Source organism: Lysinibacillus sp. 10T31 (assembly GCF_056394365.1).
In genome coordinates this window covers 69257-95814 of sequence record NZ_JBFTHS010000018.1, presented here as the reverse complement: position 1 = coordinate 95814, position 26558 = coordinate 69257, and the positions used below count along the sequence as shown (strand labels likewise).

Annotated in this window: 23 protein-coding genes; 19 read left to right on the top strand and 4 right to left on the bottom strand. The window is 37.2% G+C overall.

What is annotated here, in order from left to right; translation table 11 throughout:
• Positions 1 to 319: 319 nt before the first annotated feature.
• Positions 320 to 1780: a serine hydrolase domain-containing protein gene (locus tag AC1DCY_RS12455; protein WP_476427934.1), complete on the bottom strand. Its 1461-nt coding sequence runs from the start codon at positions 1778 to 1780 to the stop codon at positions 320 to 322.
• 563 nt (positions 1781 to 2343) lie between these two features.
• Here AC1DCY_RS12455 and AC1DCY_RS12450 point away from each other — a divergent pair.
• The 12 genes from AC1DCY_RS12450 to AC1DCY_RS12395 all read left to right on the top strand — a co-directional run bounded on the left by AC1DCY_RS12450 (position 2344) and on the right by AC1DCY_RS12395 (position 15059).
• Entirely contained in the window at positions 2344 to 2904 is a 561-nt protein-coding gene (locus AC1DCY_RS12450; RefSeq protein ID WP_477350510.1) for a thioredoxin family protein, read from the top strand.
• Positions 2905 to 3037: 133 nt separating this feature from the next.
• A complete protein-coding gene (locus AC1DCY_RS12445) occupies positions 3038 to 3952 on the top strand; it encodes a diacylglycerol kinase (protein WP_477350509.1) in 915 nt (304 codons plus the stop codon).
• A 372-nt stretch (positions 3953 to 4324) separates the two neighbouring features.
• Complete coding sequence (locus AC1DCY_RS12440; RefSeq protein WP_477350507.1) at positions 4325 to 5671, top strand: cytochrome ubiquinol oxidase subunit I; 1347 nt, start codon at positions 4325 to 4327, stop codon at positions 5669 to 5671.
• On the top strand, positions 5668 to 6693 hold the full coding sequence (locus tag AC1DCY_RS12435) for a cytochrome d ubiquinol oxidase subunit II (RefSeq protein ID WP_477350505.1): 1026 nt from the start codon (positions 5668 to 5670) through the stop codon (positions 6691 to 6693). The genes AC1DCY_RS12440 and AC1DCY_RS12435 overlap by 4 nt, the downstream gene beginning before the upstream one ends.
• A 13-nt stretch (positions 6694 to 6706) precedes the next feature.
• Positions 6707 to 6829: a cytochrome bd oxidase small subunit CydS family protein gene (gene cydS, locus AC1DCY_RS12430; RefSeq protein ID WP_477350503.1), complete on the top strand. Its 123-nt coding sequence runs from the start codon at positions 6707 to 6709 to the stop codon at positions 6827 to 6829.
• Positions 6830 to 7130: 301 nt separating this feature from the next.
• Positions 7131 to 8504, top strand: a complete 1374-nt coding sequence (gene rlmD / locus AC1DCY_RS12425) for a 23S rRNA (uracil(1939)-C(5))-methyltransferase RlmD (protein WP_477350502.1) — start codon at positions 7131 to 7133, stop codon at positions 8502 to 8504.
• Positions 8504 to 8692: a hypothetical protein gene (locus AC1DCY_RS12420; protein WP_477350501.1), complete on the top strand. Its 189-nt coding sequence runs from the start codon at positions 8504 to 8506 to the stop codon at positions 8690 to 8692. The genes rlmD and AC1DCY_RS12420 overlap by 1 nt, the downstream gene beginning before the upstream one ends.
• Before the next feature lie 279 nt (positions 8693 to 8971).
• A complete protein-coding gene (locus tag AC1DCY_RS12415; RefSeq protein WP_477350519.1) occupies positions 8972 to 9961 on the top strand; it encodes a tRNA dihydrouridine synthase in 990 nt (329 codons plus the stop codon).
• Positions 9962 to 10184: 223 nt separating this feature from the next.
• A complete protein-coding gene (locus tag AC1DCY_RS12410; protein WP_477350517.1) occupies positions 10185 to 10841 on the top strand; it encodes a TetR/AcrR family transcriptional regulator in 657 nt (218 codons plus the stop codon).
• Positions 10842 to 10853: 12 nt separating this feature from the next.
• A complete protein-coding gene (locus AC1DCY_RS12405) occupies positions 10854 to 11771 on the top strand; it encodes an ABC transporter ATP-binding protein (protein WP_477350499.1) in 918 nt (305 codons plus the stop codon).
• Positions 11771 to 13372: an ABC transporter permease gene (locus tag AC1DCY_RS12400; protein WP_477350497.1), complete on the top strand. Its 1602-nt coding sequence runs from the start codon at positions 11771 to 11773 to the stop codon at positions 13370 to 13372. The genes AC1DCY_RS12405 and AC1DCY_RS12400 overlap by 1 nt, the downstream gene beginning before the upstream one ends.
• Before the next feature lie 472 nt (positions 13373 to 13844).
• Positions 13845 to 15059, top strand: a complete 1215-nt coding sequence (locus tag AC1DCY_RS12395; RefSeq protein WP_477350495.1) for an MFS transporter — start codon at positions 13845 to 13847, stop codon at positions 15057 to 15059.
• Between the two features lie 380 nt (positions 15060 to 15439).
• On the opposite strand, the gene AC1DCY_RS12390 is transcribed toward AC1DCY_RS12395, so the two are convergent.
• Complete coding sequence (locus AC1DCY_RS12390) at positions 15440 to 15637, bottom strand: alpha/beta-type small acid-soluble spore protein (RefSeq protein WP_053483023.1); 198 nt, start codon at positions 15635 to 15637, stop codon at positions 15440 to 15442.
• A gap of 207 nt (positions 15638 to 15844) precedes the next feature.
• On the opposite strand from AC1DCY_RS12390, the gene AC1DCY_RS12385 reads away from it, so the two are divergent.
• The 4 genes from AC1DCY_RS12385 to AC1DCY_RS12370 all read left to right on the top strand — a co-directional run bounded on the left by AC1DCY_RS12385 (position 15845) and on the right by AC1DCY_RS12370 (position 19749).
• Positions 15845 to 16339 (top strand): YehS family protein, encoded by a 495-nt coding sequence (locus AC1DCY_RS12385; RefSeq protein ID WP_460014528.1) that lies wholly within the window; start codon positions 15845 to 15847, stop codon positions 16337 to 16339.
• A gap of 266 nt (positions 16340 to 16605) precedes the next feature.
• Positions 16606 to 16800, top strand: a complete 195-nt coding sequence (locus tag AC1DCY_RS12380) for a hypothetical protein (protein WP_460014529.1) — start codon at positions 16606 to 16608, stop codon at positions 16798 to 16800.
• Between the two features lie 430 nt (positions 16801 to 17230).
• A complete protein-coding gene (locus tag AC1DCY_RS12375; protein ID WP_477350492.1) occupies positions 17231 to 18976 on the top strand; it encodes a methyl-accepting chemotaxis protein in 1746 nt (581 codons plus the stop codon).
• A gap of 86 nt (positions 18977 to 19062) precedes the next feature.
• Positions 19063 to 19749: a hypothetical protein gene (locus tag AC1DCY_RS12370; protein ID WP_477350490.1), complete on the top strand. Its 687-nt coding sequence runs from the start codon at positions 19063 to 19065 to the stop codon at positions 19747 to 19749.
• A gap of 184 nt (positions 19750 to 19933) precedes the next feature.
• Here AC1DCY_RS12370 and AC1DCY_RS12365 read toward each other — a convergent pair whose 3' ends face one another.
• Complete coding sequence (locus AC1DCY_RS12365) at positions 19934 to 21628, bottom strand: methyl-accepting chemotaxis protein (RefSeq protein ID WP_477350488.1); 1695 nt, start codon at positions 21626 to 21628, stop codon at positions 19934 to 19936.
• Positions 21629 to 21972: 344 nt separating this feature from the next.
• Between AC1DCY_RS12365 and AC1DCY_RS12360 the strand changes: the two genes are divergently transcribed.
• A complete protein-coding gene (locus AC1DCY_RS12360) occupies positions 21973 to 22854 on the top strand; it encodes a copper amine oxidase N-terminal domain-containing protein (RefSeq protein ID WP_477350486.1) in 882 nt (293 codons plus the stop codon).
• Between the two features lie 122 nt (positions 22855 to 22976).
• On the opposite strand, the gene AC1DCY_RS12355 is transcribed toward AC1DCY_RS12360, so the two are convergent.
• Positions 22977 to 23981 (bottom strand): M23 family metallopeptidase, encoded by a 1005-nt coding sequence (locus tag AC1DCY_RS12355; protein WP_477350484.1) that lies wholly within the window; start codon positions 23979 to 23981, stop codon positions 22977 to 22979.
• A gap of 217 nt (positions 23982 to 24198) precedes the next feature.
• Here AC1DCY_RS12355 and AC1DCY_RS12350 point away from each other — a divergent pair, with 217 nt between their 5' ends.
• The gene (locus tag AC1DCY_RS12350) at positions 24199 to 24390 is read left to right on the top strand and encodes a hypothetical protein (protein WP_477350483.1); all 192 of its coding nucleotides are present in this window, start codon (positions 24199 to 24201) and stop codon (positions 24388 to 24390) included.
• A 130-nt stretch (positions 24391 to 24520) separates the two neighbouring features.
• Positions 24521 to 26416: a PrkA family serine protein kinase gene (locus AC1DCY_RS12345; RefSeq protein ID WP_477350516.1), complete on the top strand. Its 1896-nt coding sequence runs from the start codon at positions 24521 to 24523 to the stop codon at positions 26414 to 26416.
• The last annotated feature ends 142 nt before the right edge of the window (positions 26417 to 26558 follow it).

The following is a 26558-nucleotide window of genomic DNA, read 5'->3' as shown; positions in this document are numbered from 1 at the left end:
CAGTGTCATAGCTTCGCTTGTTATACGAGATCTAAGTCCCAACCAGCCTCAATCATGTTTCTGCAAGTAGGGGGCGAACGGTTTAGTTGACGGGGTCAAGCCCCACGAGCAGTTACGTTCTACCCTGGCTACTGCTATAATAAAACCATATAAAATATGGTCAACCAGAAATATCTGGCTGACCTTATAATACGAACGGGGCAGGTTAGTGGAAGAAATAGCAAGTGGGTTTAACTAGGAGAAGTGTCGATGACATTAAAGAAGACACCGAGGTGTCTTATGTTTTTTAAATTAAGAATATTGATAAATTGGAATTTAATTACTTAACATTATACTTATTTTCGGAGCGAGGCATCTTATCGGTGAGTATATACCAAGTAATGCTTGCTGTTAATAATGTTGACGAAATCAAAGCTGTAAGAACACTATATGTTTGCCAAATAAGTATCGTTGACCAATCGAAGGCAAAAAACATTATACACTGGGCAATCGTAGCGATTAGGAAAATAATTGTTACGATTGTTCTCTTTTTTGTCATTGGCTGCTGCTCATTCGTTTTCCTTTTTCTTAATCCTAAGAGAAATAACAGAACGGCCAATAGGCAAAGAATAATTGTGGTAGACGACAAAATGATGTCCAAAAGCTGTGTGCCGCTTATCTCATATGACTGAGTTAGATTGCCGTCTAATATATCTTTAACTTTTAGTACCAGGTTTATATTGGTATTTGCGCCGTTGCTCAGTAAGCAGATGGCTGTTCGTTCATTTGGCAGTATGGCTACTTCGGTTCTAAAATTCGGATTACCCCCAGTGTGTTCTATAAACGTTTGTTCGGCGTTTACCGACCAACCTGCCGCATAATACATATCGTTGACAGCCGAAACAGACATATCACCCCTATGTGATTTTTCGATAACCCTGTGAAATATTTCGGGTATGTCCTGCACGATACCCATCTGTATGCCCATCCAACGCGCCATATCTTTTGTATTAGAAATGATATAGCCGGCAGGTTTATTCCCAGCATAATCCGGAGCGTTAAATGGAGTTGTTATGAAAAAGGAAGAACGGTAGCCCTGTGCTAACTGTCCAGTGGCTTGAGCATCTTCTTTATAAACATACGTCTGGTGAAGACCTAAGGGTAGAAATACCTGTTCCCTCATAAAGTCTTCATAGCTTTGTCGTGATACAATCTCAATAACCAAACCCAATACGTCATAATTAACAGTTCCATAGTTATATTGTTCACCGGGAGAGAACGCCAATTCAGCATCTACCAGCGTTTCCACAGTCTTTTGCAACATATCAGGCGTATTGCCTTGTGGAATATTTTGAGTATGTCTAATATTTGTTAAGCCGCTGGTATGGTGAAGGAAGTTATTTAGTGTAAGGCTTTGCATATCAACAGGTTTACCTTGATACTTTAACGTAAACCAAGGTAAATATTTTTGGATAGGGTCAGTCATTGATAGCAGCCCTTGCTCTTCCAATAGCAGAATCCCCATACCAGTAAAAGCTTTACTCACCGAGGCCAACTCATAGAGTGTATTTTCACTTGCAGACAACCCCTTTTCAAGATCTGCATACCCAGAAGAAAAGTAGAACACTTCATCATTAGCAAGTATTGAGATTGACATTCCAGGCACACCTGATGTACGAGAGGCATCATCTAGCAACGCTTGTATTGCCACAGATTTCGAATCTGACAACGCATAACTTTGTGTTGCGAATCCCGAGAATAATATAAGTATCGTTAATACAAAAACAATAGTCTTTTTCATAAACTCTCCTTTTTGAAGAATTATAAGAGTATAAAAAACTTATTTTTATAACTATAAACTAAATTCTAATTTATATTTCTACTTACCTATATAATATCAAGTAATTGTGAAGAGTTACACTTAAACTAACGGGTGCTTTAGTTTAATAAAAAGGAAAGAGCGCTACATATTAGTCATATAAAATATGTAGCGCCCTTTTATTTATTTGCCTTTTTTTAATTTAGGTCTTGATAATTATTTAGCTTTCTGGGCCTTTTAAATTTAAAAATTAATACATACAAAAGACTCTTTGGGGTATCTATACAAGATAAATGCCCTGACAAGCAAAACTGAAAACAGTCAGTGTGGATAAAATACTCATTATCAAAAGTCGGGGATAATTTATGTTAAAACGTATGTCATGTGAATAAGTTGATTTCCGTTCGTACTGGACGCCTTCAGTTGGAACGGAAATCAATTTAATATGACTAAAAAATACCAAATTAACACTTAATAGTTGTCTTAAAAGAGTATTCATAGCAAAATATAGAATAGAACATGATAAAACTTTAGGAGGTCAATCAATGAAAACTGAACAACAATATTTTAATGATGCGATTTCGATTCAACAATATATGGATAATATGACGACATTAAAAGAGGAAAGCTTCCGTATTTATGATGGCTTCGAAGTGCCGAAAAACGATGGCTTTATTCAACTACTGAAGGACAAGCAACCAAAAATTTTAACGATTACTGAGGATTGGTGCGGGGACGCAATGTTAAACAATCCAGTTATTCGCCGAGTTGCAGAGGCTGCAGGATTAGAAATGCGCGCAGTACTACGTGATGCTGATACAGATTTAATTGATCGCTATTTAACAAACGGTGGCCGAGCAATTCCAGTTTATATTTTATTAGATGATGCTGGTCAGGTTGTCGGAAAATGGGGTCCACGTGCACCAGAATTACAGGAACTAGTAGTGAGTAAACGAGCTACTTTACCTGATAAAGAAGATCCTACATTTGAAGATGCACAAAAAGCACTATATGCTGAAATTCGTGAAGAGAATATTACGAATGCATCATATTGGACATTTGTTTATGAGGATTTTAAAAAGCAAGTAACAGCTGCATTACAATAATTGTAAAACGTAAGGCTACATGTCAGAGAATGAGGTCATGCCTTGCTTTTGTTGACTATTGGAAGCTTAATGCAACATTAAAACGAATAATTCGTTGAAAGAAATAGAATCTTATGAAGCAGGAAGGTATGTTATGAAACGAGCAAGAATCATTTATAATCCTACATCTGGGCGTGAAGTGTTTAAAAAGCATCTACCAGAAGTATTGGCAAAATTAGAGGTAGCAGGCTATGAGACATCTTGTCACGCAACGACCTGTGAAGGCGATGCAACCATTGCAGCAAAAAATGCAGTTGAACGTGGCTTTGATATAATCATTGCAGTTGGTGGAGATGGCACATTAAATGAAGTTGTTTCAGGTGTGAGTTCATTTGAGAACCGCCCGAAAGTAGGTTTAATTCCGATGGGCACAACGAATGACTTTGCCCGTGCCGTGCATATTCCGCGAAATATTGATGCTGCAGTTGACATCATTATTAAAGGCGAAACGTTGCCAGTTGATGTTGGTTTATTAAATGGGGAACGCTATTTCATCAATATTGCCGCTGGCGGACGTATTACAGAGTTAACTTATGAAGTGCCAAGTAAAATGAAAACAATGCTAGGACAGCTAGCTTATTACGTAAAAGCAGTAGAAATGATTCCATCAATCAAAGCCTCCCATATGCGTATCGAATATGATGGCGAAGTATTTGATGGGGATGCCATGATGTTTTTATGCGGCTTAACAAATTCAGTGGGTGGTTTTGAAAAGCTTGCACCTGACGCAAGTATTAATGATGGCTACTTTACTTTATTAGTATTGAAAAAAGTAAGCCTGCCTGAGTTTATTCAGCTTGCCGCAATGGCATTACGAGGCGAGCATTTGAATGATGATCGTGTCATTTATAAAAAGGCCAGTGTCGTAAAAGTATCTACTGAAGATGAAATACATTTAAACTTAGATGGTGAGTATGGTGGGGATGCGCCTGCTACATTTGAAAACTTAAAGCGCCATATTGAAATTTTTGTTCCACTAGCAGATATTCGTGAAGAAGACCGTATGTAATGAAACATTAGAACAGGGCGCTCTCCATTTAGGAGGGAGCCTTGTTTTATGGGTGAAATCGGTAAAAAAACTATATATAGGAATAATTTTCTCCTATAATTGGTATTGTGAATGAAATAAGAAAAATGTTTGGCAAATGTGCGTATATTACTTGAACAAAATTTGAAACCTTTATAATAGGCCGAAATTCCGGTCCATTATAAAGGTTTTTTTCGTTGCAATAGTGGAAAATGGGGTAGAGATAAGGGAAAGGAAGTGTTGCCTTTGTATAAGTCACAGGAAAGAAAGCTCATTTGGCTAAGCTTTGGTGTTGCAATTATTATGCTACTTTCCATACTTGGAAGAATATTTGGAGGTTAGGGGGGCAATGACATGGTGAATGAATCAGCAGTCTTTTGGAGTAGAGCATTAACGGAACTAACTTTATCGTTTCATATTATTTATGCAACGATTGGTGTTGGTGTCCCGTTAATGATTATGATCGCACAATGGACTGGATATAAAAAGAATGATGAGCACTATATTTTAATGGCAAGACGTTGGGCACGAGGTTTTGTTATTACTGTTGCAGTGGGAGTTGTCACAGGGACAGCAATTGGCTTACAGTTATCTTTACTATGGCCGAATTTTATGCAACTTGCTGGTCAGACAATAGCATTACCACTTTTCATGGAAACGTTTGCATTTTTCTTTGAAGCCATCTTTCTAGGCATCTACCTATATACTTGGGATCGCTTCGATAGTCAGAAGAAGCATATGCTATTGTTAATTCCGGTTGCTGTCGGTGCATCGATGTCAGCTGTGTTTATAACAATTGTCAACGCGTTTATGAATGCGCCACAAGGATTTGATATTGTGGACGGCCAGCTAGTGAATATTCAACCATTTCTAGCAATGTTTAATCCAGCAATGCCGACAAAGGTAGCACATGTTCTCGTTACAGCCTATATGACATCTGCATTTGTGTTAGCATCAATTGCAGGATACCGTCTGCTTAGAGGTTCTAAGCATATATATCATAAAAAATCTTTATACTTACTTATGAAGATTGGTCTGATTTTCTCCATTGCATCAGCGATTATTGGAGACTTTTCAGGAAAATATTTAGCAGAATATCAGCCAGAAAAACTAGCTGCAGCTGAGTGGCATTTTGAAACGGAAGATAAAGCTTCACTTATACTATTTGGTGTATTAGATGGGGAAGAAGTAAAATATGCTATTAAAGTACCTTATGCTTTGAGTGTTTTAGCACATAATAATCCAAATGCAGAGGTAATTGGCTTAGATCAATTTGCTGAAGAAGATCGACCACCACTATATATTCATTACCTCTTTGATCTCATGGTGATGATTGGCATGTTCATGGCATTCGTTTCATTGGTTTATGTATGCGGGAAAGCACGTGATTGGCAGTTTATTCATTCACGTTGGTTTAGATGGATTGTTGTAGCAGGTGGACCACTTTCTATTATTGCGATTGAAGCAGGATGGTGGCTTGCTGAAGTTGGACGACAGCCTTGGATCTTGTATGGATTAATGCGAACACCAGAAGGGGCCACGACTAGTGACCATGTAGATTTAATGATGCTATTGTTTACAGGAGTGTATGCCGTATTAGCAATAGGAAGTATGGTAGTTTTAATTCGTATGTTCAAAAAGAATCCAATTGAGCGAGAAATAGAAGATCGCCATGCTGAAAAAGGCGGTGACATCTTATGACATTAGAGATTTTAGGTATTTCAGTTTTATGGATTTTCCTATTTGGCTATGTCATTGTAGCTTCAATCGATTTTGGCGCAGGCTTTTTTAATGCCTACAGCCTACTCATCGGAAAAAATCATATTTTAACGAATATTATTAAGCGTTATTTATCACCAGTTTGGGAAGTAACCAATGTCTTTTTAGTATTCTTCTTTGTTGGGATTGTTGGATTTTTCCCACAAACAGCTTTCTATTATGGAACGATATTACTTGTTCCAGTTAGTATTTCGCTAGTGCTTCTTGCAATACGAGGCTCCTACTATGCGTTTGAATCCTATGGTGCACGTGGACATATCGGTTACACGCTGACGTATGGTGTAGCAGGCTTACTCATTCCAGCTTCACTCTCTGTTGTATTCGCGATTGCTGCTGGTGGCTATGTTGATATTGTTAACGGGCAACCTGTCTTGAACTATTGGACATTGTATACGAGCCCATTTGCTTGGAGTATTGTCGTGTTAAGCATTGCAGCTGTACTTTATATTTCAGCCGTGTTTTTAACTTGGTACGCTTATAAAGCAAAGGATAAAGAAGCCACAAATTTAATGCGAAAATACTCACTTGCTTGGGCGGCACCTTTAATGGTGAGTGCGCTCGGCATTATGTACGAATTGAAATTCATCAACTCTGAAAGTTACAATAATATGGTTAATTTATGGTGGATGTTCGCCATTTCAGCCGTGTTATTTATTATTACTGTAGTGCTAATATGGATGCGAAAAAATTACGGTCTTGCGGTTGGATTATTGATTGCCCAATTTGCAGTGGCGTTCTTCGCATATGGTATCGCACAATATCCATATTTACTGTATCCGTATTTAACAATTTACGATAGTTTTACAAGTACACAAATGGCGATTGCACTCGTCATTGCGTTTATTTTAGGACTGTGTCTGCTCATTCCATCACTGTTCTTGTTGTTGAAATTATTCCTCTTCAACAAAAATTATGTGACCGGAAAAGAAGACAATCACGTATAGGAGGGATAAAACTATGGAAAGTTTTTTTATTTTTTATGCGCCATTTATAGTCGTCATCCTCGGAGTAGTTGCTGCTTTCTGGTGGGCACCTAGAGATTACCACACAGTGAAGAAAGAGGGGAAGAGTCGCGAATAGCGGCTCTTTTTTCTACTCGTGTAAATTGTTTTTCTAAAACAGGAGCAATGGTAGAGCAAATCACATTCTCGGTCAACCCGAGCAGTTTGGAAGAAGAGTGGATCACATTCTTGGGATACCTGATCATTTTGGAGGTAGAGCGGAGGAAGGAGAGCCGATCATATTCTTTACCCTACTCAAGCTGTTCGAGCGCATACCCGATTACTTCCTCAACACACCCGAGCAGTTAATATTAAGCCTTGTTCTTTTTTCATCCGCCACAACATGCTACAATAAAGAGATTGAAATGGAGGATGTACGAATGTCAGCACCCGTGAAAAAGAATGACCGACTAACGGTTTATATAGAAGATTTAACACATGATGGCAATGGCGTCGCTAAGGTCGATGGCTATCCATTATTTATCCAAGGTGCACTTCCTAATGAAACGGCGGAAGTGCATGTTTTAAAAACGTTAAAAAATTACGGCTTTGCAAAGGTTGCAGAAATTCTCAAGCCATCGCCAGATCGTGTAGATGCGCCTTGTGAATATTTCAAGCAATGTGGCGGCTGCCAATTACAGCACCTGTCTTATGAAGGGCAGTTAAAATGGAAAGAAAACATGGTGCGTAATGTTATGCAGCGCATTGGTAAAATTGATGCGCCTGTTTTACCTGTGAAAGGCATGGAAGAGCCTTGGCATTACCGCAATAAAGCACAAATACCTTTCTCCTCAAATGAAGCAGGACAAGCTATTGCTGGCTTCTATAAAACGAAGTCTCATAGCATCGTGGATATGGAGCGTTGCTTAATTCAGACAGGGGAAGCGGACGCTATTCTTGCAGGTTTGAAAAAGGAATTAGCGGCAATCGGTATTCGACCATATAACGAGGGAACACATGAGGGAATGCTACGCCATGTAGTCATTCGTAAAGCACGAGCAACGGGTGAAGTTATGGTTGTTCTTGTAACTAAAAAGAAAAAATTCCCGCAAAAAGAAGCTGCTGTTGCGACAATCCAGAAGCTTGTTCCGAACGTAACATCAATTATGCAAAACGTTAACAGCGATAAAACGAACGTTATTTTCGGTGATGAAACTGTAAACCTATGGGGTAAGGACGTTATTATTGATACAATTGGCGATGTTCGCTTTGAAATTTCAGCTCGTTCATTTTATCAAGTAAATCCTCAGCAAACGGAAGTTCTATACAAGCAAGCATTAGACTACGCTAACTTGCAGGGTGATGAACGAGTAATTGATGCTTACTGTGGTATTGGCACCATTTCATTATTCCTTGCACAAAAAGCAAAGGCTGTTATGGGTGTTGAAATTGTACCGCAAGCTATTGAAGATGCGAAGCGCAATGCAGAATTAAATGGTTTCACTAATACGTATTTTGAGGCCGGTCCAGCAGAGGAAGTAATTCCACGCTGGTATAAGGAAGGCAAAGAAGCGGATGTCCTAGTAGTTGACCCACCGCGCAAAGGCTGCGATGAGGCGCTTCTAAAGACAATTTTAGAGCAACGTCCTAAGCGTGTTGTTTATGTGTCCTGTAACCCAGCTACACTAGCACGTGACCTTCGAATTTTGGAGGATGGTGGCTATCAAACACAGGAGATTCAACCTGTAGATATGTTCCCGCATTCAACGCATGTGGAGGTTGTTACGGAACTAACTCTAAAGGAGCGATCATAATGGACGCAGCAAAAAAATGGCTCTCTATCCCGAAAGATATCAGAGAAATGCTCGTAAAAAACGTATTTTGTGGCAATTGTGGTGTAACGACAATTGTGAAGTACACGATACAAGAGGGAGAATATGCCCCTGTATTAAAGGGGAAATGCAAGACTTGTGGTAGGAATGTTGCTCGGGTGATTGATTAGTAAATGATAGAACTCTGAAAGGGTGGAGTGAATATTCCATCCTTTTTGTATAAGCATGGAAAGGTTTTTAGTTGAATCATATGCTTGAATAGAAGAGGTTACTTTTGATATATGTGATGAAAATTAAAAATTATACACCTCATAATTGGTATCAGAACAAATTACAAATGCCAAATGTACTAGTGTTTGATAATAAGTTATTGAACATGATATAAGTGTAAAAGAAGTGGAACATTGGGCTTTATATTTTATGACCAAGAGTTTGAATATGTATCGATAGTGAGAGGATTTGAGTTTGAAATGATAGATAATTTTTGGCGTGATTTACCACGACCATTTTTTGTACTTGCACCAATGGAAGATGTGACAGATGTTGTTTTTCGTCACGTAGTAAGTGAAGCGGGTCGACCGGATGTATTTTTCACAGAGTTTACAAACTCGGATAGCTATTGTCATCCAGAGGGCATGAAAAGTGTGCGTGGCCGTTTGATTTTTACAGAAGATGAACAGCCTATGGTGGCACATATTTGGGGGGATAATCCTGAATATTTCCGTCAAATGAGTATTGGCATGGCAGAGCTGGGGTTTAAAGGCATCGATATTAATATGGGCTGTCCTGTACCGAATGTGGCATCGAGAGGGAAAGGTAGTGGCCTTATTCTGCGTCCAGATGTTGCGGCGGAGCTTATTCAAGCAGCAAAAGCGGGCGGACTGCCTGTCAGCGTGAAAACACGACTTGGCTTTAGCGATGTAAATGAGTGGGAGGAGTGGCTAACGCATATTTTAAAACAGGATATTGCGAACCTTTCTATTCATTTACGTACAAGAAAGGAAATGAGCCAAGTAGATGCGCATTGGGAGCTAATTCCGGAAATTAAAAAATTACGTGACCGTATCGCACCAAATACACTAATAACAATTAATGGAGACATTCCTGACCGTCAAACGGGGCTGCAGCTTGCTGAACAATATGGTATTGATGGTGTTATGATCGGGCGAGGTATTTTTAAAAATCCTTTTGCTTTTGAAAAAGAACCAAAAGAGCATAGCAGTAAAGAGTACCTTGATCTTTTGAGACTGCAGCTAGATCTTCAAGATCAATATGCGGAAGAACTACCACGTTCAATCACAGGGCTTCATCGTTTTTTCAAAATTTATGTCAAAGGATTCCGTGGAGCTGGTGAATTAAGAAATCAATTGATGAACACGAAATCAACAGATGAAGTGCGTGCATTGCTTAATAATTTTGAATCAAACAATGTTGATTGAGATGAACGATAGATAAAAAAGAGGGGCAAAGAACCCCTCTTTTTTGTTGCTTAATATAGTTTTGTAAAGTACCGTATCCCTTCTTTATCTGTATAAAAGACTAGAGAACCCGGTCTGGGAATTTATATCAGATGATGTAAAAGACAGTATGAAGTGACGGGAAGAAAATCATGTCCTTTTTTCCTTTTTATTTTCATTTGACCATAATGGTCATTTTTGTTAAATTAAATATGACCACACTGGTCACTTCAGAAAGGAGATAATTATCATTAATTCCATATTTAACAGCCTGAAAACAGAAAAACAAGAGCGTATTATTAATGCCGCTATAAAAGAATTTGTGCAAAGTGGTTTTGACAAAGCTTCAACAAATGAAATTGTAAAAGAGGCAAGAATCTCTAAAGGTTCATTATTTAATTATTTTAATAGTAAGAAAGATCTTTATTTATATTTAATTGAATACTCTATTCAAGTCATTGAGAAAATTTATGAGCACATAGATTTGAATGAAACGGATATATTTATAAGAATTGAGAAATTAGGATTAAAAAAATTGCATATACAAAGAAAATTCCCCCAGGTGTTTGATTTTCTTTTTTCTTCAGTCCATGAGGAATCTGATGAAGTGAAGGAGGATATTAAACAAAAAGTTAATTCTATTTTCGAAGAGGGAGTTACAAAAATATATGAGAATATAGACTACTCTAAATTTCGTGAAGACATCGATATTCAAAAAGCGATTGATATTCTTAATTGGACAATGTTCGGATTTGGGGAGAAAGTAATTAATCAATTAAACAGCTTTGAAGAAGTTAGGGAGGAGTATCTCGAAGAATGGGGTAAATATTCAGAAATTTTGAAATATAGTTTTTACAAATAAGGGGGATGGATCATGAACGTGTTAGAAGTTAGAAATTTAACGAAGAAGTTTGGGAAGTCTACAGCTTTAGATGGTGTTAATTTTGAGGTGCGGAGTGGGGAGGTTTTTGGCTTCATTGGTCCTAATGGAGCTGGCAAATCAACGACGATACGGGTATTACTTGGTATTTTAAAGGCAACTGAAGGAGAAGTTGAATTATTTGGTAAAGATGCTTGGAATGAAGCAGTGGAAATCCATAAGAGATTGGCTTATGTACCGGGTGATGTCAATTTATGGCCTAATTTAACAGGTGGAGAGGTAATTGATTTATTTGTTAAATTACGGGGAACCAATAATAAAAGCAAAAGAGAAGAATTAATAAAAAAATTTGATTTAGATCCAACAAAGAAATGCCGAACGTATTCTAAAGGAAACCGACAAAAGGTTGCATTAATTGCGGCATTTTCGTCAGATGCTGATTTGTATATTTTAGATGAACCAACCTCGGGCCTTGATCCGCTGATGGAACAAGTTTTTCAGGAGTGTGTCTTGGAGGTTAAAAATAAAGGGAAAAGTGTGCTTCTTTCAAGTCATATCCTTTCTGAAGTAGAAAAATTGTGTGATAGAGTGGGAATCATTCGACAAGGTAAAATAATAGAAACTGGATCGTTAAATGAACTTCGTCACTTAACAAGAACACATATCCTTGTTGAGACAAAGAAACCCATTTCATCATTAAGTAAGTTACAAGGAATACATGATATAAAAGAAACTAATCAAGGTTTGACCTTTCAAGTTGATACGGAAGAACTGGACAGTGTCATCAGACATATTAGTCAATTTGGAATTGTAAAGTTGGAGAGTGCACCACCAACTCTTGAAGATTTATTTATGCGTCACTATGAAAGCAAAAATAATGTAGAAGGGAAAGAGACAGGGGGTGTCCATTAATGAATCAAAATAGATTTGCGAATACAGGTCAACTATCTCGATTAATTTTCCGTCTAGATAGAACAAGAGTTTCATTATGGATAGTTGGAATAACATTGTTCACAGTAATCATACCTCCTGCATTTGAAAATTTATATAAAACGCAACAGGATAGAGATACCGTTACTGAAACAATGGCCAATCCCGCAATAACTGCAATGGTAGGCACGGGTGATCTGAAAAATTATACGATTGGTGCAATGACTGCGCATCAAATGCTCATAATAACTGCGGTAATTGTTGGTTTAATGGCTATTTTACTTGTCACACGGCATACAAGAGCAGATGAAGAAGACGGTCTCATTGAAATGATTCGTTCTTTGCCATCAGGGCGCCTTTCCTACTTAAGTGCATCATTTATTGTAGCAAGTGGTACATTTATTGTTTTAGCATTATTTATAGGTTTTGGATTATATGTACTAGGAATTGAAAGTATGGATTTAGAAGGATCCTTACTTTATGGTGCTGCATTAGGCGGAACGGGGTTCATTTTTGTAGGAGTGACAGCGATTTTCGCCCAACTTTCAGAAAGCTCCCGAGGTACGATTGGATGGTCGGTTGCAGTACTACTTCTTGCTTATCTTTCTCGAGCTATCACGGATATAAGTAATGAACAATTATCATGGCTTTCTCCATTAGGGTGGGTATCGAAAGCAGAAGTATATTCATCTAATAATTGGGGACCAATATTATTAATGTTGGCTTTTGCGATCTTATTATTTATAATTGCAATTTACCTAAATAGTATTCGCGATTTAGAACAAGGGTTCATAGCATCCAAACCAGGGAAAAGTAATGCATCTCGTCTTTTACAAAGCCCGATTGGTCTAGCATTTCGATTACAGCGAACAGGCTTTATTGCATGGGCAATTGGCTTATTTACACTTGGTGCTTCTTATGGATCTATATTTGGTGATTTGGAATCCTTTTTTAAAGGGAATGAAATGTATCAACAATTGTTGCAGCAAGCAGAAGGTGCTTCCTTAGTTGAACAATTTATTCCAACATTAATGACAATCATTTCCCTGATAGCAACAATTCCTCCTATTTTGGCTATGAATAGACTTCGTGGCGAAGAAAAAAAGGGGCGTCTGGAGCATTTATTAGTTAGGGCTGTATCGAGGACTAAGCTAATTGGATCCTACTTAATACTAGCAATTGTGAATAGTTTTGTAATGATTTCCCTTAGCGCAATTGGTCTATGGGCAGCTGGTACAGTAGTTGTAGAACATGGACTTGAATTCAGTATGGTTTACAACTCAGCTCTTGTATTTTACCCGGCAATACTTGTCATGATTGGTATCGCTGCAGTACTTAATGGATTTTTACCAAGGCTTACCCATTTGATTTGGTTTTATTTAATGTATTCATTTATTGTCCTATATTTAGGAAACTTGATTCAATTTCCGAATTGGTTAGGAAAGCTATCTCCATTTGGTCATGTTCCGCATGTACCTATAGAGGAAGCAACCTTTATGCCGTTATTCCTATTAAGTGCGATTGGGGTAGGATTAATGATTATCAGCTTTATTGGTTTTCGGAAGCGTGATATTAAAAATTAGCATTACCTTCGATGGTTTTTATTTCTTTTCTAAAAAATACATTGCTTTTTCAATAATAATCTTATAGAATATAGAACGATATAAATGAACGAAATAAATTTCCTTTAATACGGTCCAGAGAGGCTGAAAAGGGCTACGTGATATTTTTTAAGCTAACAATATCTTTGTTTTCTCATGCCCTTTTTGTCCTCTGTGACAGAAGGGCTTTTTTATATTCATTCAGCAGAAGGTTCCCACCTTTGAAGGTGGTGAGAGAATGCAGATGTGGTTCCTTTTTAGTGGGTGTCCCAACACCTGCTGAATGAATATAAAGCCTCCGGACGCAATTACGCCAAGGCGAAATTGATTTATATACCTCTTTTAAAGGGAGTCCCGTGAGGCTTCAAAAGAGAATGGACAAGAATTGTATAATCCATTCCCTCAAATAGGCTAAAAGAGATCTTTATCAACAAGAAACTGGAGGATTGTAAGAATGGATTATCGTAAGAAAACAGTGGTAGCTTCAGTAGCTGGTTTAACGTTGGAAGGGATGGACATTATGTTTATCTCCTTTGCGATGACAATGATTATTTCGGAATTTAACATTGATTTCGCAACGGGTGGGCTGATTTCTTCCGTAACGAATATTGGTATGCTGTTGGGCGGTATTATTTTTGGAGTTTTAGCTGATAAGTATGGGCGGGTAAAAGTATTTACTTATACCGTCTTGTTGTTTGCGCTTGGTACAGCTTTAACTGGATTAGCAACAAATATTGAACAAATTTATATTTATAGATTTATCGCTGGTCTTGGTGCTGGGGGCGAATACGGCATTGGTATGGCTCTTGTTGCCGAGGCTTGGCCAAAGAATAAGCAAGGAAGAGCCTCTTCATATGTTAGTGTAGGTGCTCAATACGGAGTTATTTTAGCAGCGTTACTAAGTGCCGTTATTCTTCCGACTTTAGGATGGAGGGCTTTATTCTTTGTTGGTGTGGTACCTGTAATTTTCGCATTCATTGTGCGAAAAAATCTTGAGGAATCACCAGAGTGGCTGGCTTCTCAGAAAAATAAAAAAATCAACAAGCAACATGAAAAAGGTAAGTTGGCGCAACTATTTGAAACGCCTAGAACTTCGATGACGACAATCTCATTAATCGTTATGGCAACTGTTCAAATTGCTGGTTACAATGGCTTAATGATTTGGTTGCCATCTATGTTGCAAAAATCTCAAGGTCTATCCGTTTCAAGCTCGGCACTTTGGACAATTAGCACAGCAGTCGGCATGATTATCGGGATGTTAACATTTGGACGATTTATGGACCGATTTGGAGCAAAGCGTGCTTTTGGTTTCTTTTTACTTGCTTCAGCATGTGCTGTATTTTTATACTCTTATGCCACAGGAAGTATCGCAATTTTAATCGGTGGTGCAATTGTCGGCTTCTTCTCAAATGGTATGTTTGCAGGGTATGGAGCTTTAATTAGTAGCTTTTATCCAGTGCAAATTCGAAGTACAGCTACAAACACGATTTTTAACTTCGGTAGAGCAATTGGAGGGTTTTCGCCGATCTTTGTTGGATATATTCTTCAAAGTTATGATATGACGATCGTTATGATCTACTTAGCTGCCTTATATTGCATTTCCTTTATCGTGATGCTAACTCTAAAAAAAGAGGCAAGCGAGGCTTTACAACCGGTTGAAATTAATTAAATCAATTATGCCTCGGCATAATTGCGTCTGGAATCGGCTTTGTGCTTAGGCCTGCGTGAGGGCCGACACGATGTCGGTCATTTCGGTAATGCCACAGGACGTGGCGTTTTTACCGATACAGGTCAGTTAGCCGTTATCGCATGGATGCGATGATTTTAGGCTAACATCCTCTAAGAATCCCTTTCCGATTCCGTGACATCCGCCGGAGAGGCTTTGGGTCAACATGATGTTGGTCACTCAGTCGTTGCCACAGGACGTGGCGTTCTTAGACTGAGTTCCTCTATTTCAACGGATGTTTGGACACCCGCTGAAAGAAGTTAAAACAATGAAAGAACGAATTCCAATTTTAAAAAAGGGATTCGTTCTTTTTAAATTTATTATTATAATAAACCTTTTGAACGTTTTTCAGCCATTTCTACGAGGCGTTTTGTAATTTCTCCTCCAACTGAACCGTTTGCACGAGAAGAGGCTTCTGGCCCTAATTGTACATTAAATTCTTGTGCGATTTCATATTTCAATTGATTAACGGCTTCATGTACACCGGGAACTAGAAGCTTATTTGAACTACGATTAGCCATTTATCTCACCTCCTTGTGATTAGAATGGTCGAGAGTTGGCTAATCATACATGTTAAAAAATAAAATGCACATTCTAAATACTATAGTAAAGTAACTTTTGGAAAGCTAACTAAAATTGTGAATGTCTCTGTTATAATAAAGTAATGCTTCAATTTCGAGGATATGATTATTAGAAGCGCTTTTACAGTCAAAATGGAGGTTTTTTAAATGACGAACAATGATATTTTAATTCGTTTAAGATATGCATTAGATATTAAAAATAAAGACATGGTAGAAATTTTTAAGTTAGGCGGCATGGACTTTACGAAGGAAGAAGTATTGAACATGCTTATTAAAGTTAATGATGAGGAAGAAGCACCAGAAGAATACATCAAGTGTAATAATAAAATGGTAGAGGCTTTTCTAAATGGATTTATTACATTTAAACGAGGTCCGCAAAAGTCTAAGTCTGGTCAACCAGAAGGACCACTACCTGTTTCAGGAAAAGAGAGCCCTAATAATATGCTGTTAAAGAAAGTGAAGATTGCGTTAGCCTTAACGAGTGAGGAGATGCTCGATATTCTATATGATGGAGGCGTCAGCGTTTCGAAAGGTGAATTAGGTGCCATTTTAAGAAATCCAAGTCATCGTAACTATAAAGAATGTGGCGATCGCTTTGTGAGAAATTTCTTAAGAGGGCTAACAGATAAATATAGAGATTAAAACAACGTTCTCTTTGAATTGTCAAGTGCATTTTTTGATAAAGAACTAATGAATTAATGATTAACAAAGCAGCTGCAATTTTGCAGTTGCTTTTTTGTGAAAGTTTTTACGTAAAAAACTTCGTTACGATAAAAATATTCTGCAAAAAGCATATTTTTCTTAGTTGAATATGGTTGACAGTTTGTGACGAAATTGTGTACACTATAAATGACATAAAGTTGTCACAAAGAGGAAAAATAAATGTTCACGAACAGAGGGGTGCTTTTATGTTTGGTTTAAACATTTTATTAGTTGCTATCGCATGTGTTACGATCCCACTTGTTGTTGCTTCAGTGATGTTAGACATTTTTTATGCAGAAAAGAAACAAGTTCGTTTTTCATTACGCCGTACATCTATGTGGTATTCCTGCATGTTTGCTTTATCATTTATACCGTCAGTCTTATACATGACACTAAAATAGAAAATATCTTTAATTTGAATAATCATTTAGGGGTAATTGATTATTTAAAATTATAGTAGCAGCTACAATATTGCGTTGTAGCTGTTTTTCATTTCTCTGAAGAGAATTGTGGATGAGCCGAGAAAATTATGTAATTGTATTCATTCATACTAATGGTAGGCAGTAAAGAGGAATTAAAGGAACATTCAAATTGATAATTATTAATAAATAAAAATTTGGAAACACGAGAGCATTAATTTTTAATGCCCTTGTGTTTTTTTTTTTGCAGAACATTACACTTAAAAATGACCAATTTTAGCTAGTTTTAGCAAAAAAATAAATTTTTTTGGGAATATCAACATTGTAATAGGGGAAATATTGTAAAATTTATTGTTACCAAAATTAAAAAGTAAGTTTTACTAGGATAATGAAAATGTAAAGGAGTTCAACGATGAGAAGTAGCTTAAAAATTAAAATGTTAATGGTATTTTCAATTTTACTCGTTAGTTCGTGTTTACTGATTAGCTTTTTTATTTACCGTTCTTCATTGGAGCTAGTGAAAGAAACAGTTGGTGAACAAAACTTAAATATGATTGATCAGGCGAACTCAAAGATAGACGTTAAAGGCTATCAAAGTTTAGAAATTGGTGCAAAAAAAGATGACTATTATTATGAATTACAAAAAGAATTAGGCTTGGTTAAAGAGCTTCATAAGGCATCTAATTTGTATACGATGACTCGGATAAAAAATGGTGACGGATATGACTATTATTATATGGTAGATAGTATACCGAGTGAGGATTCAACGATTGGCGTTAAAGAGGAATTATCAGAATCTTATCCTCAGATGAAGCAAGCATTCGAAACAGGGCAAGTACAATTTCAACTATCAAATGATTCACAATACGGACCGATGCTTGCCATCTATGCGCCGATAAAAAATGAGGCTGGAGAAGTTGTAGGATTAATAGGAGCAGATTTAGATGCCACAGATGTTTATGCGGACATGAATGCTAATCATATGAAAATTATATTGATTACGCTAATTGTATTAATAGTAGGTATCTGTATTGTTTATTTCTTCACAGATTATTTAACGAAGCCAATAAGAAAATTAACATCACAAGTAAAACAGGTTGGCAATGGTGATTTAACCTTAAAAATAGAAACAGATCGAAAAGATGAAATTGGAGTTTTAACAAATGCATTCCAGCAAATGGTGCTGGATTTACAAAATATTATCATTGGAATCAATTCTAGCTCTAAGCAGTTAATCGATACGACTAATGGAGTGGCTAATAGTAGTGAAAAGGCAACTGAGGCGATTAGTCATATTTCAGCCTCCATCCAGGAAGTATCGGCTGGAGCACATGCACAACATAAAAGCTCAGAGGAAAGCTCTGCTACATTAGAGCAAATGTCGGAGGGCATTCAACAAATTGCCGAGGCTTCTTTAAATGTATCTCAATTATCATCTATTAGCTTACAAAATGTAGAGCTTGGAAATGGAAATATTGAAAAAGTAATTCATCAAATGAATATTATTAATGAATCCGTTCAATTATCCGCAAATGCAATTAAAAAACTAGAGAATCAATCAAATGAAGTATCACTTATTATCAATATGATTCGTGATATTGCTTCACAAACTAATCTACTTGCATTAAATGCTGCGATTGAAGCGGCTAGAGCTGGTGAATCTGGAAAAGGTTTCGCCGTAGTAGCTGAAGAAGTAAGAAAGCTTGCGGAGCAATCAGAAAAATCGGCAAATAGTATATCAAATTTAATTTCCAAAATAAATGAGGATACGAGCTTAACGGTGCAAACTATGAATGTTGTAACAGGAAATGTAGAAGACGGTTTACAAGCTGTTGAAGAAGCTGGAAAATCATTTGAAAGTATTCTCCAATCTATTCAGGGTGTAGTATCTCATACCAAACAAGTTTCCGAAACCTCAGAAGAAATGTCCGCATTTTCTGAGGAGATTACAGCAGGAGTTATGGAAACAACGATGCTCGCTAATAAGGCTGCACAGGCAACCGAAAGTGTTGTAGAGCGTACGATGGAGCAAGAAAACTACAATCAAGATATCCTCCATTCTGTTTTAAAACTGAACAAAATGGCAGAAGAACTTGAAAAATCTGTTTCAAAGTTTGATGTAGATGCTAAAAACACAGATATTTCCCACAGAAATTAAGAATGAAAAGATAATCGTTAGAATAAAATTTCTATTAACGTGGATGAAATAATCCTATCGATTATCTTTTTGAGGGTGGGATATGGATGAAAACCTTTTTTCTTTTACTTCTAGGAACCATCTATTTATTACTAGCAAAGTCAGTCGAAACGGCTATATTTAGTAACGTATATTTTTTAATTGGTTTAGGACTATTAATAGCAGGAATTATTCGATATGTTAAAGAACGATATATCTATAACAATAGATTTAATGAAATGAAGGAGGCCAGTGAGGAGGAGCTTATGGCTATCCCTCATACGCATTGCATCATCTCAAATGATTGTTTAAATGCTTTATTACTAAATGAACCTACAAATACACTTTTCCTCGTAAGTAGAGAAGATTTAGAAGAAGATTTGATTAAAAAAGAAATCTCATTCAATAAAATATATGAAGTTGCTATAGTAGAGGACGAAATGTATATTGCTAGGACTAGCAATAGTTTAATAAGTGGTTCATTACTTGGTGAAGATCTGGATTTAGAAGAAGAGGAATACGATGAAGAGGACCCTGAGTATAACACTGTGTCTCAATTGACGTTGAAAATTGTTGCTGATAACTTATCTGATCCCATTCTTGAATATGTTTTTCTAGATAACGGTGAGCCTATATCAAGAGAAGAAGATGAGTATCAAGAAGCGCTAGAGTTATGTGAGGAGTGGTTTCAAAAGATCAGTGTTATTATAAAACGTTATGAGCTTGAAAGGGTACCGATTAGACAGTGGCAATAAACTAATATGTAGTAAAGAAAGCTATCTCGAACGTAATGTCGAGATAGCTTTTTTAACTTCTAGGATAATCTAGAGTGATGATCCGGTATTAGCTCAAAGTGCTCGGGGTACCAAAGAAATCACTTATAGAGACCTAAAAGTTCACCTTCTCTAAATTACAGTGTATAGAATCAGTACCCAGTACCTAAATTTTAAATTGCTGTAATTGAATATTTAGCTCTTCAGCCATACCAGCGAGTTGATTTGCACTCCTTGAAATTTCCTCCATAGTAGCGGCAGTTTCCTCTACAGTTGCTGTTGTTTGTTCTACACCGGCTGCAGACTCTTGAGAAATAGAAGCCATTTCATCAACAGAGACATTGATAGATTCGGAATTTTGAGCAACATTATTTAAATTGCCTGAAATGGTATTTATGTTAACAATCATTTCTTCAACGGCTTCCGAAATTTGGTCAAATGTTTCATTTGTTTGATTTAGTTGGGCGGTTCCTCTTTTTACTTCCTCATAGCCGGATTGCAGAGCGGTTGTTACATTGCCAGTTTCACCTTGAATACGGTTGACGATTGTTGAAATATCAGTGACAGAAAATTGTACTTGTTCTGCAAGCTTACGAACTTCATCGGCTACAACTGCAAAACCTTTTCCATGCTCTCCTGCACGAGCTGCTTCGATGGCAGCGTTTAAGGCAAGTAAATTTGTTTGATTTGAAATATCATCAATGACAGAAACAAGCTTGGAAATTTCAGCGGACTGCACATTTAAGCCTTCAACTTTTTTCACAGAATCTAACACAATCTCATTAATAGCTGCCATTTGTTGTGTTGATTGTATCATTAAGTCTTTGCCTGTTGTCGTTAGTTTTTGTACATGACTTGAATGTTCTTTTAATTCAATGCCTTCCTGTGTTGTTTCATGAATACTACGTTGGAAAGAAGCCATTGTTTCGGCTAAATCACCTGCTGTCGATGCTTGTGTTTCTGTGCCAGAGGCTAGCTCCTGCATAGTCACGGTAATTTGTTCTGTACCTGATTGCACTTCATTAGAAGATTGGGCCAGCTCTTCGCTGCTAGCTGCTACTGTTTCGGAAACAGTATAGATGGAGCTAATCGTTTGCTTTAATTTTTCATTCATTTCATTGGCGGAAAGCATTAATTGACCAATTTCATCACGATGAGTTATTGGAAGTAGTTCATGTTGCAAATTGCCATCCGCTAATTCGCTCATGCGCGTTGAGACAATCGTAATAGGCTTAGAAATATTTCTAGCAGTGACAATGGCGATTAGGACACCTGCGACTGTCAATACTATGCTAACAATCAGTCCGATTGTTTTATTGTTTAAACTTGTTGATACTACGTCATCGCCTACCTTAGTAATTGCATCTGAGTGTTTATTGGCTAATTCTTCATAACCAACACGAACTTCGGTTACAAGATTATTGATAGCTGTTAAATTTTTCAATGCTAAATTTTTATCACCTTTTTTATAAACATCGAATACTTCGGTATTTACACGATTGCTCCATGTACGTGCCATTTCTACAAGCGCCGCACGCTCAGGCGTATTTTCGTATTTCTCCACAATGCTATTGTTTTCTTCAGCAATTTGACGATATTCATTAAAAGTTTCTATGTATTTTTCTTCACCAGATACAACATAACTTAAAGCTGCGGAGAGACGAACACTCATAGACATTGCTAAGTTTTTACTTGCGGTTAAGACAAGTAAATCTTCTTGCACTAAAACTTCTGCTTGTTTTTCCATCTTATTATTAGAAAAGTAGGTATAGGTTGTAAAACAAACAACTAATACTAATAAAAGAAGAAATGCACTTAATATTCGGGCTTTAAGTGTTTTAAACTGAAATATTCCCTTCATCTTTTCCCATCCTTTTATTGTTCATTTTCAATGTAGAACTGTAAAAAAATCGAAATAATAATTGTTATAGTACAAATATAGTTTATAACTAATTAGATATATACATAAGCCCTTTTAACGGGAAAATTTAAAAATGGTTTTTTAGTACAATAACAAATCTTGGTTATGAATGATAGATAGTTAAATATATACGTCTAAATAGAAATTCTGATGTTTTTTTAATGCCTTTATGTATTTATACCTAACTGATGAGCTTTTATAAACTTGCTCCTATTATTATCCATATTTTAGCTTGAATGGTATAATTGTTCCGAAAAACAATGCGATTATAGGAGGGATATGGTATGAACAAATGGTTCAAAATAATAGGCTTCGTGATATTTGTGAGCTTTATTGGCAATACTTCAGCAAATGCGGCTTCTTCTACGTCTCTTTTTGTCAACGGTAAAGCTGAGTATGACTTTATTACGGTTGAAGGACGAACAATGGTTAAATTAAGGTCTCTGAGCGACCCGTCATGGCCTGTGCTCGCTTATGATCCTAAGACCGGTGTCGTCACGATTCAAAATAAAGATAAGAGTAAGAAAGTGCAGCTTGTGGCGGGAAGAAAAACAGCAACAGTTAATGGGAAGGCGATAAAATTAGACGCTGCAGTAGTAAACAAAAACGGTAGCACGTATGTGCCGATTCGTTTCATTAGCGAGACACTTGGCGGTTATGTCTATTACAATAACAAAGATAAACGGGTTATAGTCCGTACACCTGCGGGTCAGGAAGAATACGAGACACTGATGCACGGGGATCTCACGAAGGCGCGTCATATTGCGCTTGGACTAGAAAAACTCACAGAGGAAGCGCCACCTCTTCATGCTGGAGAAGGGTATAATTACTTCTATTACACGTTTCCAGAAGGAGAAGCATTGCGTTTCACGCTGGATCTCGCCGGCTATAGCGATGCTTATTATGAAGTGAATAATGAAGGTCTGGCCGTCATTAAATGGCAGAAGGATGATGTGGCGAAACGAGAGTGGGGAGCGAAACCAACCTTTAAAAGCTATGTTTATTTCTTGGACGAGTATATGCATGGCTTATTCACTTATGGAATTGTAGACGCTCAGGGCAAAGATACGGAGCTGGGAAAATTCAGTCAGGAAAATTGCAACAATAACAATTGCAACAAACTAGTTCTAAAAATTGAAGGTGAGAAACGGACAGATCAGAGGTGAAAAGCTTGTGGTAGATTAGCGACTGAGCTCGGCTAAAAACTTTAGAAATTACCGGATATATGTATAAAAAAGAAGGATGGATAAAGTCAATTTTATCTATCCTTCTTTTTTATGTGTAACATTTAATTACTGTTTTCCTTTGCTTTTTTTGCTAGTCGTTCCCATTGTAGTAATGATGGATATGGATCAAATGCCCATTCTGTACGTCCATTGAATTTGTAGATGCCGTAGTGAAGATGAGGCGGGAATTTTCCAGACGTTCCTTCTTTACCGTAGCCAGAACTACCAACATAACCGAGAACAGTTCCAGGCTCGACAAAGTCGCCTACTTTAATTTTCTTATTATAACTACCAAGATGGGCATAATAATGGTATGAGTTATGATTATCTCGAATTCCTATACGCCAACCACCAAATTGGTTCCATCCTTTTATTTCCACTACTCCATAAGAGGTAGAAACCACTGGAGTACTATAACTAGCGAAAATATCTGTTCCTTCATGAATACGGCGTCCACCCCAGCCCCTATTGGCACCCCATGTACTCCGATAGCTGTAATCGTAATTAGTAGGGATTGGGAATGTATGGGCATCGAGCTCAGTTGTTTTGAAATGACTATACATTTTGGAAATGGTGAAGATTTGATTTACGGCCTGTTCACTTCCGTAATACTCCCATAAAGCTAATTTAAAGTCCTCATCAGTTGTTCCGAATTTACTTAAAAATGTAGCCATAGAGAAAATTATATCGACATCATCCTTTGGGCTGGCAACTCCGTCACCATTGCCATCTAGTCCCATCCCGCCAAAGTAACTAATTGTTTCCGGGCGAGTATCATCTCGAACAGGATTTAAAGCACCTGACCAATATTCATCAGAAAATTGAATGGCAACGATACCATCTCGTTTCGGAATATCTTTCCGAACTGATTGTAAATTTCGTTCATATTGGTCAATGGCTGCTAAGAAATGCCATGGGATAAGTAATTCGTCAAATTGTACGTAATAGGCCATACGTTGTTGCACAATTTCTTCTTGGGTGGGTTCGTCTTTTGCTAATGCAATAGTGGGGGGAGTAAAGCTCCATAAAAACATCCATGATAAAAAGAATATAAAATGGCGATTCAATAATGGACCTCCTTTCTAACGTTAGAATAACCGAATTTTTTATCTTCATTCAGTACTTTTTGTGGGAAAACGAAGCGGTAGAAATGAGCAATTTTTGTGAAAAAAACATCATAACAATAACTGTTTCGACTTATCATCAAAAATCGGAAGTAACATTTGTTGAAAGTAAGTTGATTGGAGTGAGGGCTGGGCGACTCTTCGGGGATCAGCGTCACAGATGAGACCCTGTAGCGAAGCGAAGCGGCTCATCGGACGCCCCCAGGAAGCTTTGCTCTGTGCGAAAGCGAAGCGACAGCAATTGTTTTATCTGTGCGAAAGCGTAGCGACAGCAACAACAAAGCGCCCAGCCGGAACGGAAATCAACCCCTCGTTTTGCCGAAGAGCCATAATTATTTTATTTAGCGTTTAAATTCCTGTTTTTCAGAGGAGAAAAATTATAGGCAATAAGAAGAAACTTCGACAAAGAAAAAGTATTGGGTATCATAATGCTATTTCCTTCATACTATGTTATAAATCAAGCCCTGAATGGAGGGAAGGCTATCAACATTTTAGATAAAGTGAAAAGCTATCGCGAAGAAGAAAATCGGCTAAAGTGGGAAGGTACATTTGCAGATTACTTAAACATCATCAAGGAAAGACCTGAAGTTGCTCAAACAGCCCATTCACGCGTCTACAATATGATAAAAAGTGCTGGTGTAGAGGAACGCGATGGGCAAAAAATGTATGAATTTTTCGGTCAAGAAATTTTTGGGCTTGAAACAGCAATTGAAAGACTGGTGGAGGAATATTTCCATCCAGCAGCGCGAAGATTGGATGTTAGAAAACGTATTTTGTTATTAATGGGACCAGTAAGTGGTGGTAAATCAACAATAGTGACCTTGTTGAAACGTGGACTCGAGCATTTTTCGAGAACAGATGATGGTGCAGTTTTCGCAATTAAGGGATGTCCAATGCATGAAGATCCTCTACATTTAATACCACATCATTTGCGTAATGATTTTTATGAGGAGTATGGTATACGAATTGAAGGAAGCTTATCGCCTTTAAATACGATGCGTCTTGAAAAGGAGTACGATGGACGTATTGAAAATGTGATGATTGAACGTATTACTTTTTCTGAAGACAAACGTGTGGGCATAGGAACATTTACGCCATCAGATCCAAAATCGCAGGATATTGCAGATTTAACAGGTAGTATTGATTTCTCAACAATCGGAGAATTTGGTTCAGAATCTGACCCTCGTGCTTATCGCTTTGACGGTGAGTTAAATAAGGCAAATAGAGGTATGATGGAGTTCCAAGAAATGTTAAAGCTCGATGAAAAATTCTTGTGGAATTTATTATCTTTAACACAGGAAGGTAATTTTAAAGCAGGTCGATTTGCATTAATTAGTGCAGATGAGTTAATTGTTGCGCATACAAACGAAACGGAGTATCGTTCATTTATTTCAAATAAAAAGAATGAGGCGTTACATTCACGTATTATTGTTATGCCGATTCCGTATAACTTAAAAGTTAGTCAGGAAGAATTAATTTACCAAAAAATGATTAGAGAAAGCGATATGTCACATGTTCATATTGCGCCGCATGCATTGAAGGCCGCAGCAATCTTTTCGGTTCTAACAAGACTGGAAGTACCGAAAAAACAAGGTGTGGATCTTATTAAAAAAATGCGACTGTACGACGGAGAAAATGTGGAGGGATTTAATTCCGTTGACTTAGAGGAGCTTAAAAAAGAGTTTCCGAACGAAGGCATGAACGGTATTGATCCACGGTATATTATTAATCGTATTTCTTCTGCTATTATCCGAAAAGAGATACCATCTATTAATGCGTTAGATGTTCTGCGTGCACTTAAGGATGGGCTTGACCAGCATGCTTCCATTTCTCAGGAAGATCGAGAAAAATATATGAACTATATTGCAGTTGCTCGAAGAGAGTATGATGAAATTGCCAAGAATGAAGTGCAAAAAGCATTCGTTTATTCATATGAAGAGTCTGCAAAAACATTGATGAATAATTACCTCGATAATGTAGAGGCGTTTTGTAATAAAAATAAAATTTTCGATCCATTGACTGGTGAGGAAATGAATCCGGATGAAAAATTAATGCGCTCTATTGAGGAGCAAATAGGCATTTCGGAAAATGCGAAAAAAGCATTCCGTGAGGAAATATTGATTCGTATTTCTGCGTATGCTCGAAAAGGTAAACGTTTTGACTATAATTCTCATGAAAGATTACGAGAAGCAATACAGAAGAAACTATTTGCGGATCTTAAGGATGTCGTGAAAATTACAACATCCTCAAAAATGCCGGATGAATCACAGCTGAAGAAGATTAATGAGGTTGTAGCAAGACTTGTTGATGAGCATGGCTATAATACAACATCTGCTAATGAATTATTGCAGTATGTAGGTAGTCTGTTAAATCGTTAGTGGCTTTGACCTATTCAGTGGAAACGATAAGACTATTGATAGGAATGAATAGGAGTGTCCCATTTTAGGGCACTCCTTTTATCTTCATTTTAACTTCTTTCAGCATTTATTTTCTGTAGCGAAAGCGAAGCGTCAGTTACAT